23 protein-coding genes and 1 tRNA gene are annotated in these 23,356 nt (G+C 59.8%); 12 read left to right on the top strand and 12 right to left on the bottom strand.

The annotated features are described in order from the left end of the window. Window positions 1-28 precede the first annotated feature (28 nt). Window positions 29-367 (top strand): hypothetical protein, encoded by a 339-nt coding sequence (locus BJ928_RS01575; RefSeq protein ID WP_245432214.1) that lies wholly within the window; start codon window positions 29-31, stop codon window positions 365-367. Window positions 368-384: 17 nt separating this feature from the next. Here BJ928_RS01575 and BJ928_RS01570 read toward each other — a convergent pair whose 3' ends face one another. From BJ928_RS01570 to BJ928_RS01565, 3 genes are all read right to left on the bottom strand, one after another. Continuing rightward, window positions 385-1,887 (bottom strand): AMP nucleosidase, encoded by a 1,503-nt coding sequence (locus BJ928_RS01570; protein WP_047627282.1) that lies wholly within the window; start codon window positions 1,885-1,887, stop codon window positions 385-387. Window positions 1,888-2,004: 117 nt separating this feature from the next. After that, window positions 2,005-2,181, bottom strand: a complete 177-nt coding sequence (locus BJ928_RS38685; protein WP_183079349.1) for a hypothetical protein — start codon at window positions 2,179-2,181, stop codon at window positions 2,005-2,007. Between the two features lie 194 nt (window positions 2,182-2,375). After that, window positions 2,376-2,714, bottom strand: a complete 339-nt coding sequence (locus BJ928_RS01565; RefSeq protein WP_047627279.1) for a DUF2147 domain-containing protein — start codon at window positions 2,712-2,714, stop codon at window positions 2,376-2,378. Window positions 2,715-3,177: 463 nt separating this feature from the next. Here BJ928_RS01565 and BJ928_RS01560 point away from each other — a divergent pair, with 463 nt between their 5' ends. Both BJ928_RS01560 and BJ928_RS01555 read left to right on the top strand, forming a co-directional pair. Then, entirely contained in the window at window positions 3,178-3,441 is a 264-nt protein-coding gene (locus tag BJ928_RS01560; protein WP_047627276.1) for a sel1 repeat family protein, read from the top strand. A 283-nt stretch (window positions 3,442-3,724) separates the two neighbouring features. Next, window positions 3,725-4,030, top strand: a complete 306-nt coding sequence (locus BJ928_RS01555; protein ID WP_052227448.1) for a hypothetical protein — start codon at window positions 3,725-3,727, stop codon at window positions 4,028-4,030. Between the two features lie 27 nt (window positions 4,031-4,057). Here BJ928_RS01555 and BJ928_RS01550 read toward each other — a convergent pair whose 3' ends face one another. The 3 genes from BJ928_RS01550 to BJ928_RS01540 form a co-directional block, all read right to left on the bottom strand. Beyond that, window positions 4,058-5,170 carry a pyridoxal phosphate-dependent aminotransferase gene (locus BJ928_RS01550; protein ID WP_047627275.1) on the bottom strand — a complete coding sequence of 371 codons (1,113 nt, stop codon included), beginning with the start codon at window positions 5,168-5,170 and terminating at the stop codon, window positions 4,058-4,060. Window positions 5,171-5,315: 145 nt separating this feature from the next. Beyond that, entirely contained in the window at window positions 5,316-5,966 is a 651-nt protein-coding gene (locus tag BJ928_RS01545; protein ID WP_047628714.1) for a pyridoxamine 5'-phosphate oxidase family protein, read from the bottom strand. A gap of 73 nt (window positions 5,967-6,039) precedes the next feature. Further along, window positions 6,040-6,591 (bottom strand): carboxymuconolactone decarboxylase family protein, encoded by a 552-nt coding sequence (locus BJ928_RS01540; RefSeq protein ID WP_047627272.1) that lies wholly within the window; start codon window positions 6,589-6,591, stop codon window positions 6,040-6,042. A gap of 103 nt (window positions 6,592-6,694) precedes the next feature. Between BJ928_RS01540 and BJ928_RS01535 the strand changes: the two genes are divergently transcribed. Beyond that, on the top strand, window positions 6,695-7,633 hold the full coding sequence (locus BJ928_RS01535) for a LysR family transcriptional regulator (RefSeq protein ID WP_047627270.1): 939 nt from the start codon (window positions 6,695-6,697) through the stop codon (window positions 7,631-7,633). A gap of 13 nt (window positions 7,634-7,646) precedes the next feature. On the opposite strand, the gene BJ928_RS01530 is transcribed toward BJ928_RS01535, so the two are convergent. Next, on the bottom strand, window positions 7,647-8,039 hold the full coding sequence (locus BJ928_RS01530; protein WP_047627268.1) for a PilZ domain-containing protein: 393 nt from the start codon (window positions 8,037-8,039) through the stop codon (window positions 7,647-7,649). 310 nt (window positions 8,040-8,349) lie between these two features. Here BJ928_RS01530 and BJ928_RS01525 point away from each other — a divergent pair, with 310 nt between their 5' ends. Both BJ928_RS01525 and BJ928_RS01520 read left to right on the top strand, forming a co-directional pair. Continuing rightward, window positions 8,350-8,784 (top strand): glyoxalase superfamily protein, encoded by a 435-nt coding sequence (locus tag BJ928_RS01525; RefSeq protein ID WP_047627266.1) that lies wholly within the window; start codon window positions 8,350-8,352, stop codon window positions 8,782-8,784. A 65-nt stretch (window positions 8,785-8,849) separates the two neighbouring features. Then, the gene (locus BJ928_RS01520; protein WP_047627264.1) at window positions 8,850-10,217 is read left to right on the top strand and encodes an MATE family efflux transporter; all 1,368 of its coding nucleotides are present in this window, start codon (window positions 8,850-8,852) and stop codon (window positions 10,215-10,217) included. A 60-nt stretch (window positions 10,218-10,277) separates the two neighbouring features. On the opposite strand, the gene iolB is transcribed toward BJ928_RS01520, so the two are convergent. From iolB to BJ928_RS01495, 5 genes are all read right to left on the bottom strand, one after another. Continuing rightward, on the bottom strand, window positions 10,278-11,075 hold the full coding sequence (gene iolB / locus BJ928_RS01515; protein ID WP_047627263.1) for a 5-deoxy-glucuronate isomerase: 798 nt from the start codon (window positions 11,073-11,075) through the stop codon (window positions 10,278-10,280). 171 nt (window positions 11,076-11,246) lie between these two features. Beyond that, the gene (gene iolE / locus BJ928_RS01510) at window positions 11,247-12,164 is read right to left on the bottom strand and encodes a myo-inosose-2 dehydratase (RefSeq protein ID WP_047627261.1); all 918 of its coding nucleotides are present in this window, start codon (window positions 12,162-12,164) and stop codon (window positions 11,247-11,249) included. A 66-nt stretch (window positions 12,165-12,230) separates the two neighbouring features. Next, window positions 12,231-14,081 carry a 3D-(3,5/4)-trihydroxycyclohexane-1,2-dione acylhydrolase (decyclizing) gene (gene iolD / locus BJ928_RS01505; RefSeq protein ID WP_047627258.1) on the bottom strand — a complete coding sequence of 617 codons (1,851 nt, stop codon included), beginning with the start codon at window positions 14,079-14,081 and terminating at the stop codon, window positions 12,231-12,233. Window positions 14,082-14,106: 25 nt separating this feature from the next. After that, entirely contained in the window at window positions 14,107-16,041 is a 1,935-nt protein-coding gene (iolC, locus tag BJ928_RS01500) for a 5-dehydro-2-deoxygluconokinase (RefSeq protein WP_047627257.1), read from the bottom strand. 179 nt (window positions 16,042-16,220) lie between these two features. Further along, window positions 16,221-17,093, bottom strand: coding sequence for a MurR/RpiR family transcriptional regulator (locus tag BJ928_RS01495; RefSeq protein WP_047627255.1), 873 nt, complete (start codon window positions 17,091-17,093; stop codon window positions 16,221-16,223). Window positions 17,094-17,325: 232 nt separating this feature from the next. Between BJ928_RS01495 and BJ928_RS01490 the strand changes: the two genes are divergently transcribed. The 6 genes from BJ928_RS01490 (at window position 17,326) to BJ928_RS01465 (ending at window position 23,271) form a co-directional block, all read left to right on the top strand. Beyond that, entirely contained in the window at window positions 17,326-18,444 is a 1,119-nt protein-coding gene (locus BJ928_RS01490) for a Gfo/Idh/MocA family oxidoreductase (RefSeq protein ID WP_047627254.1), read from the top strand. A gap of 141 nt (window positions 18,445-18,585) precedes the next feature. After that, on the top strand, window positions 18,586-19,803 hold the full coding sequence (locus BJ928_RS01485; RefSeq protein WP_047627253.1) for an FAD-dependent oxidoreductase: 1,218 nt from the start codon (window positions 18,586-18,588) through the stop codon (window positions 19,801-19,803). A 129-nt stretch (window positions 19,804-19,932) separates the two neighbouring features. Beyond that, a tRNA-Ser gene (locus BJ928_RS01480) sits at window positions 19,933-20,022 on the top strand. Then, window positions 19,995-20,321: a hypothetical protein gene (locus tag BJ928_RS38505; RefSeq protein WP_147413880.1), complete on the top strand. Its 327-nt coding sequence runs from the start codon at window positions 19,995-19,997 to the stop codon at window positions 20,319-20,321. The genes BJ928_RS01480 and BJ928_RS38505 overlap by 28 nt, the downstream gene beginning before the upstream one ends. 348 nt (window positions 20,322-20,669) lie before the next feature. Then, entirely contained in the window at window positions 20,670-21,731 is a 1,062-nt protein-coding gene (locus tag BJ928_RS01470) for a porin (RefSeq protein ID WP_047627250.1), read from the top strand. A 445-nt stretch (window positions 21,732-22,176) separates the two neighbouring features. Then, entirely contained in the window at window positions 22,177-23,271 is a 1,095-nt protein-coding gene (locus tag BJ928_RS01465; protein ID WP_047627249.1) for a porin, read from the top strand. Window positions 23,272-23,356: the final 85 nt, after the last annotated feature.

Below are 23,356 nucleotides of genomic sequence, written 5' to 3'. Positions count from 1 at the left end.
TGCTGACGGCCCTAGACGAGCGGCCCACATGCAAATCGACATCCCGATCCCCAACATGGCAAAAAATCTTGGCGCTGTCGAAAAGGCGCGGGCTCGGTCGACCATTTCCGTCCTCACCAAAGGAGCAACGGAAATGTACAGTCTGGAAGCCGCAATCGTTCACTACTGGCAAAGGAAGACCCTGTCGGAAGAGGAACTGCTCGACGCAGCCGATGTCGGAAGGGTCGTTTTCCGCACCTGGCTCGGATTTGCGGGCTTTGCTCTGCTGATCCTGTGCCTGAGCTGGGGTGCCCAGCCAAACGATGAGCGGCGGCCGCAAGTCGCGGCCGCCGCTCAAATGAATTCACTATCTGCCGATGGGCAATAGGGTAAAGGCCCTGTTGCTTACTGAAACGCCGTTTCGAAGAAGCTGCGCAGCTTGCGCGAATGCAGCGCTTCCGGCGGCATGGCTGCCAGTTTCTGGATGGCGCGGATGCCGATCTGCAAATGCTGGTTGACCTGGGTGCGATAGAAGGCCGTCGCCATGCCCGGCAGCTTCAATTCGCCATGCAGCGGCTTGTCCGAAACACACAGAAGCGTGCCGTAGGGAACGCGGAAACGGAAGCCATTGGCGGCGATCGTTGCCGATTCCATGTCGAGAGCAACGGCGCGGGCCTGAGACAGGCGCTTTACCGGGCCTGCCTGATCGCGCAGTTCCCAGTTGCGGTTGTCGATGGTGCCAACCGTACCCGTTCGCATGATGCGCTTCAGCTCGAAGCCCTCGTAGCCGGTGATTTCGGCAACGGCCGCTTCCAGCGCCACCTGCACTTCGGCAAGCGCCGGGATCGGCACCCAGACCGGCAGGTCGTCATCGAGAACATGGTCCTCGCGCATATAGGCGTGCGCCAGGACATAGTCGCCGAGGCGCTGGCTGTTGCGCAAACCGGCGCAATGGCCGAGCATCAGCCAGGCATGCGGGCGCAGCACGGCGACATGGTCGGTGATCGTCTTGGCGTTGGAGGGGCCGACACCGATATTGATCATGGTGATGCCGGCATGGCCCTTCTTCTTCAGATGGTAGGCCGGCATCTGCGGCAGCCGCGGCGGCGTGGTGTCACCCTCGGGCTGGCTGGCGCCGGCTTTGGTGATGATGTTGCCGGGCTCGACGAATTCGGTATAGCCGTCGCCACCGCTTGCCATCAGCTCGCGTGCCCATTTGCAGAATTCGTCGATGTAGAACTGATAGTTCGTGAACAGCACGAAATTCTGGAAATGCGCGGCGCTGGTCGCCGTGTAATGGACGAGACGGGCCAGCGAATAGTCGATGCGCTGCGCGGTGAACGGCGCAAGCGGCGAGGGCTCGCCCGGCGGCGGGATATATTCACCGTTGGCGATTTCATCGTCCGTCGTGTTGAGGTCCGGCGTGTCGAAAAGATCCCGCAGCGGAATGTCCTCGAAAACCGTGGCGGACGCTTCGACGTGAGCGCCTTCACCGAAGGCGAAGTGTATCGGGATCGGCGTCGTCGATTCCGATACGACCACCGGAACGTTGTGGCTGCGCATCAGGAGCGTCAGCTGCTCCTTGAGATAATGCTTGAAAAGCTTCGGGCGGGTGATCGTCGTCGTATAGATGCCGGGCGCGGTGACATGGCCATAGGAGAGGCGCGAATCGACATGGCCGAAGCTCGTCGTCTCGATGCTGACCTGCGGATAGAACGCGCGATAGCGCGCCGTGATCGGCGCGCCTTGGGCAAGCTTGGTGAAATTGTCGATCAGGAACGCGGTGTTGCGCTCATAAAGCTCCGTCAGCGCGTCGACGGCCTTGCCAGGATCATCGAAGGTCCGGGGCTGAAACGGGCTGGGGGAGGAGATGTCGAGGGGTGAGAAGGGAGAGATTCTGTTGCTCATGAGCTATTATAGAGTGTCGTTGGTTACAAGCAAACGACGTTGCAAGTGGCGGCTCGGATTCTCGCAGCTATTTTGCGGCCGTCTCGAGGTCAGCGCGGGTTCGCCGCGCCGACCTTGTTATTGTACCGTCGTGCAGTAAGGCGTTGCTGCCTGCAAACAGGTGAAACTTGCGCCGAAATGTGATTGCGCGCCGCTGCGGCCGGCGTGTTCGACCGCAACCGAGAAGCTGAATGCAAAGACGGCGGCAAACAGCATGATGATGACGAAACGCCGTGCCATGATGATCGAGTCCATGTCCGTGGCCCTACCCGTGCCCTATACTGGACACTGTTTTGCCATGGTCAGGCTGAACAGGTGCTGAGATGCCGGTTCATCCGGCGTTCAGAAATATTACCCGGCTTTGAATGGTGTCTGCGGGCAAATAGCATAGGCCCGCCGGCTGATCGCGGGCAGGCCCCATAGTATTTCTGATGAGGGGGAGGGCCTTTTCAGAGCCTCGTCCAGGTCTGCGACTTGCAGAATACCTTCAGCACGCAGCCTTGCATCTTGATGCTGCTGCCGCTGATCGTGCCGGAGCCGCTATAGGTCTTGTCTTCGGAGGGATCGGTCAGCTGGCCGGTATAGCTGTTGCCCTTGCCCTGCATCTTGCCGATCTGCTTGCCGGCATATTTGCCCGTCTTCAACGTCACGCAATAGCTGTCGCCGCAGGGCGCGATGACGGCGGTATCGCCAGCAACCGTTTTCCAGTTGCCGACGATCGGCTCTTCGGCAAAGGCCGCATTCGCGCTCAACAGCATTGCAGCAGCAAGAATGGTGGTACGGATCATGATGTCATTCTCCCCCAGGCGCCATCCGGCCTCATAGCCGGGAATGCAGCGAGATTATCTAACGCGAACGTAAAGGTAAATATGGTTTTCGAGGCCCAAATCCCCGTCCTATCGGGTATCTGCGCCGCGTCGAAACACGGCATCGAATTGAACCGCGCTCTTTTTGTGGTGAACGAAGGGTTTAAATCCAAATCCTAACGGAAGGTTAAGCTCGCCCGAAAATCCTTAATTTGCAAGGGATGCGATGTTTAACAAAATCCCAAGTTTACCAAGCATTTGCACTTTGTTTGCATCGAATTAATCATGCATTTTAGGCGTTTTTTGAAAGCCGTCTGCGATAGTGAAGCCATCAAACGAGCGGGGCAAACCCGCCGGCCGGAAGAACCGGAAAGCCGCGGATGACGGCAAGGTTCAGACGGAAAACAGGGCAGATACGAACAGAAGTAAGACAGGGACAATAACAATGGCACGCTTCGAAACGACGATGTCTGGAAATGCCATGATGGGTGGTAACAGCGCCGATGCCCTTTGCGAACTGGGCGTGAACTACGCGACCGGCAGGGGCTGCAATGCAGACCTCGTTGCCGCCCACAAATGGTTGAATATCGCCGCCATCCGTGGCAGCGAGCGCGCCGCCGAGCTTCGTGCCGACGTCGCCGCGACATTGACGAAGATGCAGCTCGCAGCCGCGCTGCGCGCCGCCCGCGAATGGATGACGACACACTGAGGCGTGCCGCAAACAAGGCGACTTACTGACTGATCTCGAAGGAGGGGATGTCGGCGGTCGACGGGAGGCGAGCGCCGATACGATGAAAACCGCGACCAGCTGGAACAAGGCTGGCGCGGTTTCGTCGTTTTGGACTATGCGGGTCTCATTCCATTCATGCCGGTGGCGTACGACGTCAATATGTTCGGCAATATCGCAACGGAGACTGGCGATCATGGCTCAACGTCGCTAAGGTATCGGCGGCTTAAGCTAAATTATCAGCGCGGTACGACGCGCAAATTCAATGATCTTGAATGTCATCGACCGACGACAGCGCCGCTATCGTTGGAAACGTGTGAACGCAATCATCGAAGCCGTAGAGCATGACAATAGCTGCGCAGACGCAGACCTGGCGGATGAGTCGCCGCCGGGCTTGACCATCGACTACGCGAGCCGGGACGATGTGTCCGTTCACGAAGCAATCCAATGGGCGAACCAGCAGCACTGTCCGGTAACGCTGTATATCTACGACGCGGATGACGGAACAATCTCTGCGCATTTTCATGGGTGCGGAGAGCGGTTCTGGCAACACGATATGGGCGACTCATAATTTCGTAATTCGGCAAGGTCCAGAAGGTCAGCCGATCGCCTTCAGCACCTTCGGTAACGCCTCGGCAAGCAGGTCCAGATTCTGTTTTGGGCCGACGCTGACGCGGATGCAGCGATTGAGCGAGGCGACCCCCGGCATGCGGATGAAGACGCCGTGCTGGATCAGCCCGTCGACGATGGCACGGGCGTACAAACCGTCCCGGCCGCAATCGATGGCGACGAAGTTGGTGGCGGAAGCGAGGGGCAGCAAACCGTTCTCGCGAGCTATCTTCGCGATAACGTCGCGTGCGGCGGAAATCTTGTCGACCACCTCGGCGAGATGGGCCTGATCCTTTAGCGCGGCGAGGGCGGCCACGGTCGCAAGCCGGTTCATGCCGAAGTGGTTGCGGATCTTGTCGAAGGTCAGGACGGTTTCCGGTGCGCCGATGGCATAGCCGACGCGGGCGCCGGCAAGGCCGTAAGCCTTGGAGAAGGTGCGGGTACGCAGCACGTTCGGCAGATCGATCAGAGCCGAGATCGCGGGAAGAGAGCTTGCCGGTCCGGTTTCGCTATAGGCTTCGTCGAGGATCAGTAGGCAGTTTTCCGGCAATGCGCGGGCAAAGGCGACAATCTTATCGGCATCCCACCAGCTCCCCATCGGGTTGTCGGGATTGGCGAAGTAGACCAGCGGCGCGTTTTCTCGCTTCACTGCCTCCAGCAGCCCATCGAGATCCTCGCGATCATCGACATAGGGCACGGTCACCAGGCGGCCGCCGAAACCGGCGACATGGAAATTGAAGGTGGGATAGCCGCCAAGCGAGGTGACGACCGGCGTGCCAGGTTCGATCACCATACGAGCGATCAAGCCAAGCAGACTGTCGATGCCTTCTCCGACCGCAATATTGGCCGGCTGAACGCCGAGATGCGCCGCAAGCGCCTGCTTCAGCTCGAAATTTTCCGGATCGTTGTACATCCAGATCTCGCCGGCTCGCTCGCGCATGGCTGCGATGACGGAGGGCGCAGGCCCGAAGCCGTTCTCGTTGGCGCCGATGCGGGCCTTGACGCTCGAGCCGCGCTGGCGCTCCAGCGCTTCAGGGCCGACGAAAGGGACGGTGGAGGGCAGGGCGCTGATCAGCGGCGTGAAGCGCGAGAAGGCGGACATGCTGGCTTTGTTTCCCGAATTCAGTTGCAGGGTGCGGCAGAATAGGCGCTTGGCGGGTGGTTGCAAGAGCGGAACCCGTCTGATCCATCTGCATTCTGCGGCAATTCCCTTCGGTCGCTTCGAGGCCTCAAGCCCGACCGCAACGTCAACGCTTTTCCAGTGGTGCCGACATCGCCGCGATCTTCCTTTCAAGCTCGGCGATCTTGCGGTCCTTCTCCGCCAGCAACGCTTGAACGGTGGCCGCATCGATAAGTTGCGGTATGTGCTGTGGGCAGTTCATATCCCATGCAGTTACCGTGAAGAGAATAACCTGCTCGACACGGGCATTGTATCCAGCCGGAAAGAGCTGTTCGGCAAGCTCGGCGTCACCCTCGACCACTCTTGCCTCACCCCAGATTTTGACACGTTGCCGATAGGTATAGTCCATCAGAAACAGGTGAGCCCTGGGGTTTTCAAGGAGATTCCCCTGGGTGATGTACTGACGATTTCCAGCGAAGTCCGCAAAGCCGATGGTCTTTCGGTCAAGCACTTTCAGAAAGCCGGCGGGACCGCCCCGATGCTGGATGTAAGGCTGGCCGGCCGCGTTTGCCGTAGCAAGGAACGCGCTGGTCCGGCTCTCGATGAAGGCGGCGATCTCCCTCGTGATACCGGTCTGCCATGATCCGCCCGCTTCCATCCTCGAATAGGCGCGCCGCGAGCCCTTGCGGCTCTGGATAGCCTTTACGGTGGGCGTGAAGGCAACATCGCTCGAAAACTCGAACTCTGCGCCGGGTTCCCCAGACTCAAGACGGCTCATTGCACACTCCATGAATTTGAAGACCGGCCCGATCGCAGGCGAAATCGATCGGGCCGTCATTCCTGCCTGACGATCAGGCAGCCTTCCTTGTCGTGACGATCGGGAAATCGATCTCGGTGTCCGCTACCTTGTTGATGTAATTCGTCCAGGTGTTCAGCGTGACGTGGAGAACAATCTCGATGATTTCGGCGTCGTCATATCCGGCAGCCTTCACCGCTTCGACATCGCCTGCGCTGACGCTGCCACGTTCACGGGCGACCTTGGCGGCAAAGCGGATGGCGGCATCGGCCTTGGGATCGTTGGACTTGCCATCGCGATTGGCCTCCATCTCGGCATCGTCGAGCTTGGCGAGGTTGTGACCGAGATAGGTGTGGGCGGAAAGGCAATAGTCGCAGCCGTTGATTTCGGCAACGGCAAGCGCGATCCGATTGCGGGTCTGAACCGAGAGCTTGCCCTTTCCGAGCGCCCCGAACAGACCAAGATGACCCTCCAGGGCCTGAGGACTGACCGCCATCAGGCGGAACAGATTGGGAGCGACGCCGAGCTGTTGCTTGACTGCCGTCAGCATCTGCTGAGAGGCGGCCGGAGAAGCTTCGATCGTGGCGGGGATTGCGATTCTGGACATTGGACTTCCTTTCGCTTCAAGATTGATGGATCGAAGCTATCCTCTTCCGATTTACGGCAATATCTGCTAATTTCAGGAACAATCCTCCCATTTTCTGGAAGCCATGCCTGATCGTCTGGAAGCCATGTCCGTTCTTCTTGCCGCAGTGGACGCCGGAAGTTTATCTGCGGCGTCACGCAATCTCGGCCTGCCGTTGGCGACGGTCAGCCGCAAGGTGTCGGAACTTGAGAGCCATCTGGGAACGCGTCTCTTCCAACGCGCCGGGCGCGGCCTTGTCCTGACCGAGACGGGGCAGGCTTATGTCTCCTCCTGTCGGCGTATTCTGGAAGATGTCGCCGAAGCCGAGCGCACGGCTGCAGGTGAGTTCAAGACTCCGAAGGGTAATCTGGTTATTACGGCGCCCGTCGTCTTTGGGCGGCTTCACGTTCTGCCTGTTGTCACGGAATTCCTGAAGACATACCCCGAGATCGACGTCCGGCTCATCCAGTCGGACAGACTGGTCGACCTGCCGGAGGAGCACGTCGACCTGGCGGTCCGAATCGGCAAGCTGCCCGACAGCCGGCTGGTCTTTCGAAGCGTGGGGGAGATCAGGCGCGTCGTGTGCGGAAGTCCCGAATACCTCCGGGAGCGGGGCACCCCCGCAACTCCGGATGACCTTCGGGGCCACGATTGCATCACCTTCGAAAACCTGATGTCGGTACGGTCCTGGTCCTTCCACAAGGCCCAATCTGAAACCAGCGTTGCGGTCCACTCCCGGCTCGTCGTCGACACAGCCGAAGCGGCCATCGACGCTGCCGTCGGCGGCCTCGGTCTTGCCCGTGTGCTTTCGTATCAGGTGAGGGAATTCATATCCGATGGCGCGTTGAAAAGCGTTCTCGACGATGCCGAACAAGATCCATGGCCGGTCAGCCTGGTCTATCCGCAACGCGGACTCATGCCCTTGAAAGTCAGAGCTTTTCTGGATTTTGCAGCCCCTCGGCTAAGGGAAAGGCTCGGTGGCCTCAATGGGCCGAAAGCAACCGCAAACGTCGTCGCCAGATGATACCGGATCGAGCCTATTGTCTCCTGCCGCGCGCAGCCATCGCCTCTGCATTGCCGATCATGAAATCGGCGCGCACGACGCGGCGTAGAGTCTCCGGTTCGATCAGGTTGATGAAGCGGACGTGGACACGATTGCCGTTGCGGCTGACTTCGGCGCAGGCGATGCGATAGGCAAGGCCGAGGATGTTCAGATAGTAGTGGGTCGGCAGGCCGACCGTCGTGGCGACGGTGAAGCTCGCGCCGCCGCGCGAAATGTCTGTAATCTCGGCGCTGCGGACGGAAATACCCGTCAGACAGGGACGAACCGCAACGAGACGCGCCGGCCTCTGGACGTAGAACCGTTCCCAGCTGCGTTCGTAGACTTCGGATTTGACTTTCGCCAGATGAGTTGCGCGAAGCATTGTCATTCCCTGTTGAAGAACAGACCGAATTCATTTCGGATACTCCACCAACCTTGCACGGAGGTTTTGCCGAAGCGTCAATTGTATTGGTAGAATTTTAACGGGTTCGCCTTTTGTGCCGATTTGGGTGCATCTTGACAGCGGGATCGGCTTCGATCATACGGATGCTCGGTTCGAGGCGCCTGCCGCTCGCGGATGAAAATCCAAGGTGAAGTCCTCGCTGTTTTAGGTCACAGCCATGTAGGGCATGCTGACTGACGGTAATGCGAGCTCCGTTTCACGGTCGTAATTGCGTGCCTTAGCAAAGGCTGATCCTATGATGACGTATCCGTCCATAGATGAACTGAAGGCTCAGGCCCGACGCCTGCGTCAGGCCATGGCCGAGCGCGGGGACGACATGAGCCACTCGACGGCGCTGGAACTCATCGCCAAGCAGCACGGGCTGCGCGATTGGAACACGCTGTCGGCGCTTGCGGCAAGGCCCAATGACGGGCCGGATGCGCCCTTCGATGTCGGCTCCGCCGTGCGTGGCCGCTACCTGAACAAGCCCTTCACGGGCAAGGTTCTAGCGATGTCGGCGAAGTCAGGCGGGCTTTATCGGATCACCATTCATTTCGACGAACCGGTCGATGTGGTGGAATTCGAGAGCTTCTCGGCTTTCCGTCAGCGCATCAACGCCCAGGTCGATGCCGACGGCATTTCGCCGCGCAGGACATCGAACGGCGTGCCGCATCTCGTTCTCGACATCTAACCTTCATCCTCTATCGATAGGCCGCTATCTTCGCCGATGGCGAGCGATTCTGTCCGGATACCACCATGACACGTCATACTGAAAACAACATGTTCCTCACCGGCTGGCTGCCCGGCGTCTTCATCAAGACCGCCGCGCCGATCGTCATCATCACCACGGTCAGCGGCCTGTTTGCCGTCGTCGATGCCTATTTCCTTGGCGTCTATGTCGGGGCAGACGCGCTCTCCGCCGTCAGCCTCATATTCCCCGCGCTGATGCTGCTGGTGGCGCTGCAGACACTGGTTTCGAACGGGATGGCAAGCATTCTCGCCCGCCGCCTCGGAGCTGGAGATCGCGACGGGGCGAAGTCAGTGTTCACCGGCGCCCACACGCTGGCGATCGCCGTCGTGGTGGTCGTCAATGTCGTCTACTGGCTCGCCGCCCGGCAGTTCATTGCCGTGGCTGCGGCGGGAAATGCCGATGTTGCCAGGAGCGCCGAGGCTTTTATGGGCGTCATGATCGCCTTCGCGCCGATCAGCTTCTTTCTTTCGATCCATCTCGACGGACTGCGTTGCGAGGGACGGCTCGGCTTCATGACGCTGGTGACGCTTGCCTCGACGCTGCTCAACATCCTGGCAAACTGGTTGCTGATGGCCGTCGCTCATTGGGGCGTGGTCGGCTCGGCCGGCGGCTCGATCTTGGCGCAATTCATCTGCCTGATGATTGTCGTCATCTATCGCCTGCGTCGGCCGAATGGGCTTTGGGTCGATATGGGTCTGCATATCCGTGAGTGGCGAGGCATCTTTGCCTTCGGTGCACCGATGAGCCTCGGCTTCATCGGTATTTCGCTGAGCTCGGCGGCGATCCTCTTCAACGTGTCGATCTGGCACCAGGGAGATTATGTCGCGACCGTCGGCGCCTATGGCATCGTCACCCGCGTGATGACCTTTGCCTATCTGCCGCTGCTGGGCTTGAGTATCGCATTGCAGACGATCTCCGGCCACAATCACGGTGCGGCGCTTCCCGCCCGCGTCGGCCACAGCGTTGTCATCGCCATGATCTCGGCCCTGGTCTATTGCGCCGCTGTCGAATTGATCGTCGAGCTGCTGGCGGGGCATCTGGGCTCGATCTTCGTCGCCGATCCCGTGATCGTCGCGGAAGTCGGCCGCATCCTGCCCTGGACGATCGGCGCCTATTTCCTGTTCGGGCAGGCGATCGTCCTGTCGTCCTATTTCCAGTCGATCGGCGATGCGAAGCGCGGAGCGATCTTCGGTCTGTCACGGTCCTATCTGTTCACCTTGCCGCTGACATTCCTTCTGCCGTTCGTTTTCGGCGAAAGGGGGATCTGGATGACGCCGATCTTCGCGGAAGCGGGGATGATCCTGCTCACCTGGCTGGTGCTGTCGCGCAACGCCAGGGATCGCGGCTGGCGCTACGGCCTGCTGCCCGCATGACATGGAAAAGGCCGCGCTCTCGGGCGCGGCCTTTTCGTATGAGCTTATGTCAGAGGACACTCAGGACTTGAGCAGCCACTCATGCTCAACGGCATTGTGGAATTTCCAGATGCGCTTCGGGCCGGCCATGACGTTGAGATAGTAGAGATCGTAGCCATGGCAGGCGGCGCAGGGGTGATATCCCTTCGGCACCAGCGTCACGTCGCCATCCTCCAGTACCATGACTTCGTCCAGCGAGCGATCATCCGTATAGACGCGCTGGAAACCAAAGCCCTGCGGCGGATTGAGGCGATGGTAGTAGGTTTCCTCCAGGAAGCTCTCGTTCGGGAGATCATCCTGATCGTGCTTGTGCGGAGGGTAGGACGAGGTGTGCCCGCCCGGCGTGATCACTTCCACGACCAGCAGCGAATGCGCCGCGCCGTCATCTTCCGGCATGATGTTGTTGACGTAGCGGACATTCGTGCCTTTGCCGCGCGTCAGCGCCGGATGGGTGCCCGGCGGAATGGCGCGGGCTTCATGGGAACCGCCGCCCGGTGCCGAGCAGACGGCGAGTTCCAGATCGGTCTCGGCCGTCACCGACCAGCTCGATCCAGAGGGAATATAGAGCGCGTGGGGCGCGCCCTCGAAGGGGCTCATGCGCTCGCCGAGCGAGCCGAAATCCTTTGCGCCGGCCTTGGCGCTTCCCTTGCCGCTGACCCAGACGAGGCAGACTTCGCGATCGCCGGTCTCGGCCGAAGCGGTTTCGCCCGGCTTCAGGCGGTGGAGATCGAAGCCGACATAGGTCCAGCCGGCGCTTTCGGGCGTGACATGGGTGACGCGGCCATGGGAGCCGTCAGGTTTGACCTTGAGATTGGGCATGATTCTTCCTCCATTGCTTGGAGAGTGCCCCTCGCCAGCCTTAAACCGGGGAGGGGTACTCATCTCTTGAGCAATTCCAGGAAAAGTGCGCAGCGGTTTTCCGCCCGGAATTGCTAGATAACAAAGAGCTAGAGCGCTTTCGTTATTCGAAGAAAAGCGGAAGCGCTCTAGCTATCCCTTGGGAAAGCCTTCGGTTTCCACCGTATAGCCCGCGGCCGTCATGACGCGCATCAGCTCGGCATGGCCGATCTCGGCCATCTTCTGCGGCGGCGCCTTGCGCGGATCCTGTTCGGCTTCGACGACGAACCAGCCCTCATAGCCGTAATCGGCGAAACGCTTGACGATGGCGCCAAAATCCAGCGAGCCATCGCCCGGCACCGTGAAGGCGCCAAGCGCGACGGCATCGAGGAAGGATTGGCGGCTGCGATCCAGTCCATCGACGACGGACTTGCGGATATCCTTGACGTGGACGTGGTTGATGCGGGCGTGGTGATTGTCGATGGCGCGCAGCACGTCGCCGCCGGCAAAGGCGAGATGGCCGGCATCGAGCAGCAGCGGAATGCCTGCGCCGGAGTTGCGCATGAAGGCGTCAAGTTCCGGCTCGGTTTCGACAATCGCAGCCATGTGATGGTGATAGGAGAGCGGCATGCCCTGTGCGGCGCACCATTCGCCGAACTCGGTGACGCGGCGAGCATAGGCCTTCATCTCGTCATCCGAAAGGCGCGGCTTGGTGGCGAGCGGCTTGGAGCGGTCGCCCTGAATCGAGCGGCCGACTTCGCCATAGACGATGCAGGGCGCGTTGACGGCCTTGAACAGCTCGATCATCGGCGCGATGCGATCCTTGTTGGCGGCAAGCTCCTCGTTGACGAGGGTGCCGGAGAACCAGCCGCCGCAGAGCGTCACGTCGGCAGCGCGCAGGATCGGCAGCATCTCCTCCGGATTGCTCGGAAAGCGCCGGCCCTGTTCCATGCCGGTGAAGCCGGCGCCGCGCGACTGGCGCAGGCATTCCTCGAGCGATACGTCGTCGCTGAGCTCAGGAAGGTCGTCGTTCCACCAGGCGATGGGCGACATGCCGAGTTTGGCCTTCATCAATGGTCTCCTTGAAAACATGATTGGAGGAGCCGCAAGCTCCTCCAGAAAAATGACGGAAATGGATCAGCCGATGCGCTGGTCGGCACGTGCTTTTTCGTAGGCGGCGCGCGCCTTGTTCACCTCGGCACGCGGGCTGACCTCGGGAACGGCGACGTCCCACCAATGGCCGCCTTCGTCCGTGGTGATCAACGGGTCGGTGTCGATGACGATGACGGAGCTGCGGTCGTTCTTTTTCGAGGCTTCGATCGCCTGTTCCAGCTCGCCGATGGAGGAGACCTTCACGGCAATCGCGCCCATGCTGGCCGCATGTGCCCGGAAGTCGATCTCCGGCATTACCTCGAACCGCGAGTCCTTCAGGAGATTGTTGAAGTTCGCGCCGCCGGTCGCCATCTGCAGGCGGTTGATGCAGCCATAACCGCGGTTGTCGAGCAGCACGACGGTGATCTTCAAGCCGAGCATGACTGACGTCGCCAGTTCGGAATTCAGCATCATGTAGGAGCCGTCGCCGACCATGACGACGACATCCTTGTCAGGCCGTGCCATCTTGACGCCGAGGCCGCCGGCAATCTCGTAGCCCATGCAGGAGAAGCCGTATTCCATGTGGTAGCTGCCAGGTGCCGTCGCCGGCCAGAGCTTGTGCAACTCGCCAGGCAGGCCGCCGGCGGCGCAAACCAGGATGCTGTTCTCGCCGCCGAGCGTGCGGGTAACGGCGCCGATGACCTGAGCGTCGGAGGGTAGGGCGGCATTGGTCGTCGCCAGCGCCTTGGCGGCTGCCTCGGCCCAGATCTTCTTCTCCCGCGCCGCCTTCTCGGTCAGCGATGCCGGGGCGCGCCAGCCCGCCAGCCCTGCGGAGAGCGCCTTCAACCCCTCGCGGGCATCCGTCACCAATGGGTGACTATTGTGCTTAAGGGCGTCATAGGCGGCGATATTGAGGCCGATCATCGCCAGCTTCTCGTTCTTGAACAGCGCCCAGGAGCCGGTCGTGAAATCCTGGCAGCGCGTTCCCACAGCGATCACCAGATCGGTATCTTCTGCGATCGCGTTGGCGGCTGATGTGCCCGTCACGCCGACGGAGCCGAGCGCCAGCGGATGCGTCTCGTCGATGGCCGATTTGCCGGCCTGTGTGACGACGACGGGAATACCATGCGCTTCGGCGAAGGCGGTCAATTCCTTCGTCGCCTGCGAATAGAGCACGCCGCCACCTGCAAGAATGACAGGCTTTTCCGAGCGGCGGATCAACGCGATCGCGTTGGCGAGTTCGTCGGCATCCGGCTGCGGGCGGCGCTGCGTCCAGACGCGCTCTTCGAAGAAGCTTTCGGGATAATCGAAGGCCTCGGCCTGCACGTCCTGGCAGAGCGACAGCGTCACCGGGCCGCAATCAAGGGGATCGGTCAGCACTTGCATCGCGCGCTTTAGCGCCGAGATGATCTGCTCGGGGCGGGTGATGCGGTCGAAATAGCGGGAGACCGGGCGGAAAGCGTCGTTGGCGGAGACGGTGCCGTCGCCGAAATCCTCGATCTGCTGCAGCACCGGATCGGGCGCGCGATTGGCGAAGACGTCGCCGGGCAGGAACAGGACCGGGATGCGGTTGACGTGTGCGACGCCGGCAGCCGTGACCATGTTCAGCGCGCCAGGGCCGATGGAGGTCGTGCAGGCCATGAAACGCTGGCGAAAGCTCGCCTTGGCATAGGCGATGGCGGCATGGGCCATGCCCTGCTCATTGTGGGCGCGGAAGGTCGGCAGCTCCTCACGCACCTGATAGAGCGCTTCGCCGATGCCGGCGACATTGCCGTGGCCAAAGATCGCCCAGACGCCGCCGAAGATCGGCTGCTTCTGCCCGTCGATAACGGTCATCTGCTTCTTGAGGAAATGCGCGACGGCCTGTGCCATCGTCAATCGGATCGTCTTGCCCATCGGGCGCCTCCCAAATGCTCTAATTTCACAGGCCGCGGGTTTTAAGCCACGCCGCCGTCAATTGCCGGAAGCGGCCGGCCATGTCGGCAATCGCTTCCTCGTCGTTCATGCCGCCCGAAAGCCATGCACGGGCCGCGTCGGAGAAGATGGTCCGCCCGACGGCGAAACCCTTGACCGAAGGGGCCGCCAGCGTCGCCTCGAAGCTGCGGATCAGTTCCTCTGCCGGCGCCTCCAGGCCGAGCAGCACGATACCGCGGCACAATGGATCATTTTTGGCGATCACGGCATCGATTTTTTTCCAGGCAGCGGCCGATTCCTGCGGCTCCAGCTTCCACCAGTCCGGCTTGATGCCGAGCGCATAGAGCTCTTCCATGGCAGTCGGGATGGTGTCGTCGGTCAGGGGACCGTTCTTGCTCGCGATGATCTCGACCAGAAGCTCCCGCCCGACCTTGCGTGCGGCTTCAAACAGCGTCCGCAGCTTCTCCTGCTGCTCCGCCTTCAAATCCTGCGGATCGTCCGGATGGTAGAAGCACAGGCATTTGATGCAGTGATGGAGCGGCCATTCGACGAGCTGCGAACCGATATCCTGGCTGAACTCGAATTTCAGCGGCTTTGATCCCGGCAACTCCACAGGGCGGCCGATCCACGAAAAATTCTTGGTGGCGGCATCGAAGAAAGCATCACGCCCGAAGCGCTCATCGATCAGCATGCCGTAGCCCGGCCGGCCGTCCGCTACCCGTGCCGCTGCCTCGACGGCGAGCCGCTTGAAGGCGACGATCTTCTCGTGGCCAAGGCCCAGTTCATCACAGACGCTGACGAGCTGTGAGCGATGATCGATCGCCAGCGCCATCAGCAGCGGGATCTCGTCGGCGCGGCGGGTCGTCGCCCAATGGATGTGATTGATCGCCTCGTCCTTGCGCAGCGCGCGATGCTTGCTGCCGGTCTTCAGGAAGAAGTCGAGTTCCGCCCAGGTCGGATATTCCGGAGAGCAGAGCAGGCGGGAAACGGCAAAGGCGCCGCTGGCATTCGCCCAGGTGGCGCAGGTCTTCAGCGGCTCGCCGCGCAGATAGCCGCGCAGGAAGCCGGACATGAAGGCGTCGCCCGCGCCGAGAACATTGAACACCTCGATCGGGAAACCCTGGCCGACGATGCCGGCTTCCAGATCGTCCGAGATCGCGCCTTCATAGACGATGCAGCCCATGGCCCCGCGCTTCAGCACGATGATCGCGGACGAGAGGCGGCGGATTTCCTTCAAGGCGCCGAGTACGTCGTCGGCGCCAGAGGCGATCATGATTTCTTCTTCCGTGCCGACGATTAGATCGCAATCCGGCAGCGTCTCTTTCATCTTGGATGAGACGCGGTCAGATTTCACATAGCGCTCGAAACCTTCGGCGTGGCCGGCAAGGCCCCAGAGGTTCGGCCGGTAGTCGATATCGAAGATCACCCTGCGGCCGTTCGCTCTAGCGATGCGGATCGCCTTGCGCTGTGCCGCCTCGGTATTGGGCTTGGAAAAATGCGTGCCGGATACGAGTACGGCGCCGGAGGACTTGATGAAGTTCTCGTCGATATCATCTTCGTTCAGCGCCATGTCGGCGCAGTCGGAACGGTAGAAGATCATCGGCGAGACGCCTTCGGCCTCGACAGCCAGAAGCACCAGCGCCGTCAACCGCTCCTTGTCCGTGGCGATCCCGTCGACTGCCACGCCTTCACGGGCCGATTGTTCGCGGATGAAGCGACCCATCTGCTCGTCGCCGACGCGGGTGATGAGGCCGGATTTCAGGCCGAGCCGCGCAGTACCGATGGCGATATTGGCCGGGCAGCCGCCGACAGACTTGGCGAAGGAGGCGATGTCCTCAAGTTTCGAGCCGATCTGCTGGCCGTAAAGGTCGACGGAGGACCGGCCGATGGTGATCACATCGAGTTTCGTCTCCGGCTCGGCGCCAGGATTGTCGTGTGCCATGATGTCCTCCCGTCGGGGCATGACCTCTTTTGCTTTTCAGCCTGCGCCGAGATCATGCATTATTGAAAGTGCCGGTGTTAGTTTCGTCCCGGTTGCTGTGGATCGACCGGCCATCTCCTGCAGCCGTGATCCCGGTTGTAATGAAACATTGGTTCCGATATTTTGTCAATTCGGAATGTTTATTCCATTTTCGTTTTATCGGTTTTTGTCGCACCTTTTCGCCGGCGCTCGGCGATGGCGACGGGAAAGGCCATGATAAGCGCCATGGATGCCGACAGAGAGCGGAAACCGGCAAAATCGGCCTCCGCCACTTCAAACCAGTAATCCGAGCAAGCGGTAAGCGGAGAGAAGGCCGAATCGGTGATGGCGATGACCGGAACGTTGCGCGCGGCGAGGTCCTGCGCCTGCGCCAGGCTGTCGGCGGCATAGGGCGAGAAGCTCGCAGCGATCGCCGCGTCCTTCTCGGTGGCGAAGCGGGTGATTTCGCCGTCGATGCCGTTGGGGGAAGCGACGATCTGATGGCGGATATTCAGCTTGGAAAAAGCGTATGTCATATGCGCCGTCAGCGGATAGGATCGGCGCTTGGCAATGAGATAGATCGTTTCGGCGGCGGCAAGCACATCGACGGCCTTGGCGAAGGTGTCGGTCTCGATGGTTGCGGCGAGCTTGTTGACGGACTGGCTTGCCGCAGACAGGAAGCCTGAGAGAATGCTGGCCTCTTCATTTTCGACGCCGGAGCGTTCAAGCGTAACCAGTCGCTCCTCATAGCTCAGCGTTCGGTCACGGAGCCGCTCGCGGAAGATGCTCTGGAGGTCTGAGAAGCCTTCATAGCCGAGGTGATGGGCGAGGCGCACCAGCGTCGAAGGTTGCACCTCGGCCGCGGCTGCAATGCTGGCCGTCGTGCCGAAGGCGATCTCATCGGGATTGCTGAGCGCGAAAGCGGCGACCTGGGCCAGACGCTTCGGCATGGCATTCTTGCGCTCTATGATGGTACTGCGCAGACTTTCGAAGTCACGCGGTACCTTGGTTTGCGTCTCGATAGTGTTATCCATGCGCCGCCCTTTAGCTTCCCCAACACCCACAATGAAACAAATATTCCATATTCGCAACGATACCGGATTTTGAATCATTCAGCACGAATAATTTTAAGATTATGATTTTAATCATATAAATATGGATTCTCGCCTTTGGAAGAGATTGCGAGGCCATGGGGGCGCTTGTCAAAACGGTCTAAATATTCCAAAAATCCCTGACTGCGGGAGCGGATTTGAGGAGGATGGGCAAATGAAGCCATTGGGCGTTGGATTGATCGGCACCGGTTATATGGGCAAATGCCATGCGCTGGCATGGAATGCGGTCAAGACTGTATTCGGTGATGTCGCGCGGCCACGCCTGGTGCATCTCGCCGAAGCCAATGCCGATCTGGCAAAGGCGCGCGGCGATGAATTCGGCTTCGAAAAGGCGACGGCCGACTGGCGCGCGCTCGTTGCAGATCCTGAGGTCGACGTCGTCTCCGTCACGACCCCCAATCAGTTCCATCCGGAAATGGCGATCGCGGCGCTTGAAGCCGGCAAGCATGTCTGGTGCGAAAAGCCGATGGCGCCCTCCTATGGCGATGCCGAGCGTATGCTGGCGGCCGCCAGGACTTCCGGCAAAGTCGCCATCCTCGGCTACAATTATATCCAGAACCCGGCGATGCGGCACATCAAGGCGCTGATTGCCGAAGGCGCCATCGGCGCGGTCAATCACGTCCGCGTCGAGATGGACGAGGATTTCATGGCCGATCCGAACGGCCTCTTCTATTGGAAGAGCGAGCTTGCCTCTGGCTACGGCGCTCTCGATGACTTTGCCGTGCATCCGCTTTCGCTGCTCTGGTTCCTCTTCGGTCATGTGGAGGCCGTCATTACGGATATGGTGAAGCCCTATGCCGAGCGGCCGCTGAAGGATGGCGGTCGCCGCACCGTCGAGAATCACGATCTCGCTAATGTGCTGATGCGCCTTGGCGGCGGCATTTCCGCCGTGCTCATGGCCAATCGCTCGGCCTGGGGCCGCAAGGGGCGGATAGCCCTGCAGATTTTCGGCTCCAAGGGTTCGATCTCTTACGATCAGGAGCGCATGAACGAGTTCGAGCTCTATCAGGCCGAGGGCAGGGATAGCGAGCAGGGTTTCCGCAAGGTGCTGGCCGCACCCGCCCATAAGCCCTACGACCGCTTCATCCCGGCACCCGGCCATGGCCTCGGCTTCAACGACCTGAAGATCATCGAATGCCGCGAGCTGATTCGCGCCATATCGGGAGATGCTGCGTCAGTCGTGGCTTTCAAAGATGGTCTGCGCATCGAGAAATCGGTGCATGCGATGGCGCAATCCTTCCACGAGCGTCGCTGGGTCGAAATATCAGGCTGAGCCTTTCGGCCTAATTTTTTCCCGATCCGGGGTGCAGGGTCAGTCATGATTGACGCTTGCAAGTGCAAGCGTTACCCCTGAAGCCCATAGGCGTCCTCCACATCGCGCGGGGATCGCTATAATAACAATGGAGTACGGATCGTGACGGGCAGATTGGTCATTGTCGGGGCCGGGCAGGCGGGTTTTGCGCTTGCAGCCAAATTGCGTGGGCTGGGCGATTCCAGGCCGATCACCATCGTCGGAGCCGAGGAAAACCTTCCCTATCAGCGCCCGCCACTGACCAAGAAGTACCTGCTTGGCGAAATGACCTTCGATCGCCTGCTGTTCCGGCCCGAGCATTGGTATGCCGACAATAATGTCGAGATCCGCGTCTCCACCTGGGTGGAACAGATCGATCGGGCGGCAAAGCAGATCGTCATGCAAGACGGTTCGAGGCTGGATTATGAGACGCTGGCGCTCGCGACGGGCTCGACGCCGCGGCGTCTGCCGCCTGCCGTCGGTGGTGCGCTGGAGGGTGTCTATCTCGCTCGTGACAAGCGCGATGCTGATCTCCTGGCCGGCGAGATGCGCCCCGGACGCCGGGTGCTCATCATCGGCGGCGGCTATATCGGGCTGGAAGCGGCCGCCGTTGCGCGCCATCGTGGCCTCGAGGTGACCCTGATCGAGATGGGTGACAGAATTTTGCAGCGCGTGGCTGCCAAGGAAACGGCCGATATCTTCAGGGCCATTCACCAGAAGCATGATGTGGTCATTCGCGAGAAGATCGGGCTGAAACAGCTCATCGGCCGCAATGGTCATGTCGCGGCGGCGGAATTGTCCGATGGCTCGACCATCGATGTCGATTTCGTCGTCGTCGGCATCGGCGTCGCCCCGAATGACCGGCTCGCCAAGGAAGCCGGTCTTGAGGTCGGCAATGGCATTGTCGTTGATTCGTTCGCGCGCACCTCCGATCCCTCTATTTTCGCCATGGGCGATTGCGTCGAACTCCCATGGGAGGGCGGCCGCATCCGGCTCGAATCCGTGCAGAATGCCGTCGACCAGGCGGAAGCTGCGGCGGGAATCATAGCCGGCAACGAAAAGGCCTATGATCCGAAACCCTGGTTCTGGTCGGATCAATATGACGTGAAGCTGCAAATCGCCGGGTTCAATCTCGGTTATGACGAGACGCTGCTGCGCCCCGGCATGCGCGAGGGGGCTGCGTCCATATGGTATTTCAAGCAGGGCCGCTTTATCGCCGTCGACGCCATTAACGACGCAAAGGCCTATGTTACCGGCAAGAAGCTGCTGGAAACCGGCGCCAATCCATCTAGGGATATCCTTGCCGACCCGGCCGCCGACTTGAAGCAATTGCTGGTTTGATATGAGTTTTCGAGTCGGCCGGACCATGCGCCGGCCGACAATCGCTCGTTGCTTATTCATGGAAAGAACGGGCACAACAGCGAAAAAGCGCTTGCGTCGATAAATGAATGGCCCTATCAGGGCCGCACCGGAGAGGTGGCCGAGTGGTCGAAGGCGCTCCCCTGCTAAGGGAGTATACCAGAAATGGTATCGTGGGTTCGAATCCCATCTTCTCCGCCATCCTGAAATCATTAGCAGATAGTGATGGCATTTCCGCAGGCGACACCTGTCGCGTTCGCTTCACATCCCTGATGGCCTCTTTGATGGCTTGCACCGCGGCCACCCAGCTCCTCCGAATCCGCAGCGATGTCCGCGATATTGCCGCTCGAGTGGTGGGCTCGATGGGTTTCTTCCGAATCGATGGGGCGAATCATTTAGGTACGTGCATCGATTTGAGACAGCCGGCGGCACGGATCATCCGCCGCTCCTGCCGGGTGGCGCGATGCGAAATGCCCAAAATCACCCGCAAGCCATCTTGAAAACCCCGAAATCGCCGCAGGCCGGCCACTTTGTCGCTCCGATGTATTTCTTGCGCTTTAGTTGAGGCACATTTCTAAGTGGTCGTAGATTAAGGACTTTCTTAATAGAACCTAAATAATTGCGGCGCCTGTGTTGCTGACTTGTGTCCTTTCAGCAACAGGACTTGCGGAAGGCTTACGCAAATCCCCCTTTCCGTGAAGATGTCGATTGCGTGACAGTGCGCGTCTTGTATTTTCAATCTCGGAAGCGAGGGCGATTGATCGTCCACTTCTTGAAACGCGAGGATGGGACAGGGAATACCTTCGGGTAGTTCTCATTCTTGATAAAAACTTTGACTGGAGGTCAATATGAACATCAAGAGCCTTCTCTTGGGCTCCGCTGCTGCGCTCGTGGCAGTTTCCGGCGCTCACGCGGCTGACGCCATTGTCGCTGCTGAGCCGGAGCCGTTGGAATATGTTCGCATCTGCGACGCATATGGTGCTGGTTACTTCTTCATCCCGGGCACGGAAACCTGCCTCAAGATCGGTGGTAAGGTTCGTACCGAAGGTGAATGGTACGATGCCTACAACCCGAACTCTCGTTTGGGCACGCTCTGGCACACCCGCGCTGAGCTTCGCCTGCAGACGGCAACCGACACCGAATATGGCCCGCTGAAGACCAACACTGAAATTCGTTGGGACTGGAACGACGGCGGCTCCACGGGCACCAACCTGCTGCACGCCAGCATCAGCCTCGGCGGCTTCACCGTTGGTAAGGAAGACTCGGAGTTCAACGTATTCACCGGTTATGCCGGCGACGTCATCAACGACGACGTGATCTATGACGGCCCGTACGAACTGAACCAGATCACCTACAACTACGATGCCGGCAACGGCTTCACGGCTGTGATCTCGCTCGAAGACAGCAACTCTGGCAAGGGCGCTACCGGCGCTAACGGCGAAGACAGCTCCGATCACTATGCTCCTGACGTTGTTGCCGGTCTCGGCTACAAGGTTGGCGCTTGGGGCTTCAAGGTCGTTGGCGGTTACGACTCGATCGTCAAGCAGGGCGCCATCAAGGCTCGCGTCGATGCCGACTTCGGCGTATTCTCGGCCTTCTTGATGGGTGGCTGGAACACCGACGGCGACAAGCTCAACAAGTACGCCGGCGCGAACGGTGCTGGCGACGCAGCTGGTATCGGCTGGGGCGACTGGGCAGTTTGGGGCGGCGCAAGCGTTCCGATCAACGAAAAGCTGAAGTGGAACCTCCAGCTCGCCTATACCGACTCGAAGATCTTCGCCGCTACGACGAACCTCACGTTCAACCCGGTTAAGAACCTGACCATCCGTCCGGAAGTTTCCTACACCAACTGGGACTCCATCAATCAGGACCAGTGGGCTGGTATCCTCCGCTTCGAGCGCGCATTCTAATCTGATCTGACTTCGGTCATTTGAGATTTTCACTATAGTGATGGAAAGCCCGGCCACTGGCCGGGCTTTCTATTTTTGCGAGTATCGACAGGTTAATGCGTAGTCTCGCTGGTGCTTAGTATATTTTATCGCGAATGCTACCTTAGGGTTCTTTGTATTTTTAAAGTAATCATAAGTAGATTTCGGTTTCTGGCATATTGATGACATGACATTTTTGCGACGTGATTTTTGTGCAACGCACCTTTTGAAACAACCGTCACAATTGTTCATAGTTTATCTCTGATATTGCTCTGAAAAAAACGATCTGTAGGTTCCAAATCGGAAGCAAGGCTTAGTGTCTTGGTTCTCCCAGATCAGGGGTCAACTTAAAACCGGGTGGGGTAGGGCGCGTCGATTTTCTCGGCGTGAATTCTCATACCTAATCGATATTGGAACTGGAGTTACTATGAACATCAAGAGCCTTCTTCTCGGCTCCGCTGCTGCGCTGGCAGCAGTATCCGGTGCTCATGCTGCCGACGCGATCGTCGCTGCTGAGCCCGAGCCGATGGAATACGTCCGCATCTGCGATGCCTATGGCGCTGGCTACTTCTTCATCCCCGGCACTGAAACCTGCCTCAAGATCGGCGGCATGGTCCGTACCGAAGGTGGCTGGTACAATGCCTACAACCCGGGCCCTGGCGGCAACCGCGGTACCTACTGGCATACCCGCGCTCAGCTGAGCATCGACACCGCGACCGACACCGAATACGGTCCGCTGAAGACCGACACCGTCTATCGTTTCGATTGGAACGACGGCGGCTCCACCACCCCGAAGCTGCTCTGGGCCAATATCAGCCTCGGCGGTTTCCTCGTCGGTAAGCAGGACTCGCAGTACAACCTGTACACCGGCTACGCCGGCGACGTCATCAACGACGACGTGATCTATGACGGTCCGTACGAACTCAACCAGTTGACCTACAACTACGACGCAGGCAACGGCTTCACGGCTGTCGTCTCGCTCGAAGACAGCAACTCGGGTTCGGATTCGACGACTTACAGCGGCGCTTGGGTACAGTCCAAGGCTAATCACTACGCTCCGAACGTTGTAGCCGGTGCTGGTTACAAGGTTGGCGGCTTCGGCTTCAAGATCGTCGGCGGTTACGACTCGATCGTTGAAGAAGGCGCCATCAAGGCTCGTATCGATGCCGACTTCGGCTTCATGACGGCCTTCTTGATGGGCGGCTGGAACACCAATGGCGACAAGCTCAACCAGTATGCTGGCTCGAACCTGAATGCATCGGCTTGCCCGGCTAACCGTGGCGATCTCTGCGGCTGGGGTGACTGGGCTGTCTGGGGTGGCGTTGGCGTTCCGATCAACGAAAAGCTGAAGTGGAACCTCCAGCTCGCCTACACCGACTCGAAGATTTTCGAAGCCACGACGAACCTCAAGTTCACGCCGGTCAAGGGCTTCCTGGTCGAGCCGGAAGTTACCTACACCAACTTCGATTCTGTGAACCAAGATCAGTGGGCTGGTATCCTGCGCTTCCAGCGCAGCTTCTAATTCGGTTCGCCGAACGAGTTTGACAAATCTTCCGATCTGACCTCCGATCGGAAGAGGAAAGGCCCGGTTTCCCAACCGGGCCTTT

Source organism: Rhizobium sp. WW_1 (genome assembly GCF_003610155.1).
GTDB lineage: Bacteria > Pseudomonadota > Alphaproteobacteria > Rhizobiales > Rhizobiaceae > Rhizobium > Rhizobium tropici_A.
This window is presented reverse-complemented; position numbering and strand designations above follow the sequence as displayed.